Annotated in this window: 1 protein-coding gene; it reads left to right on the top strand. The window is 61.8% G+C overall.

Annotated features, from left to right (window positions below; genetic code table 11):
• A partial coding sequence (locus SB764_RS44395; protein ID WP_410867362.1) for a DUF692 family multinuclear iron-containing protein occupies positions 1 to 238 on the top strand: 238 nt, incomplete at both ends.

Here is a 238-nt window from a genome sequence, read left to right as displayed (position 1 = left end):
ACTGGACGTCAACAACGTCTACGTATCGTGCATCAACCACCAACGCGACCCGCTGGCCTACCTCAACGCACTGCCGTTGCATGCGGTGGGTGAGATCCATCTGGCCGGTTTTGCCGAAGACACCGACAGCCTGGGCGATCGCCTGCTGATAGACGATCACGGCGCGCCCATAGACAACGCGGTATGGCAGTTGTACGAGCAGGTGCTGACGCGGACCGGCCCGGTTGCCACGCTGATC

It is taken from the genome of Paraburkholderia sp. SIMBA_027, assembly GCF_046535315.1.
In the GTDB taxonomy this organism is placed as follows: domain Bacteria; phylum Pseudomonadota; class Gammaproteobacteria; order Burkholderiales; family Burkholderiaceae; genus Paraburkholderia; species Paraburkholderia tropica.
This window is presented reverse-complemented; position numbering and strand designations above follow the sequence as displayed.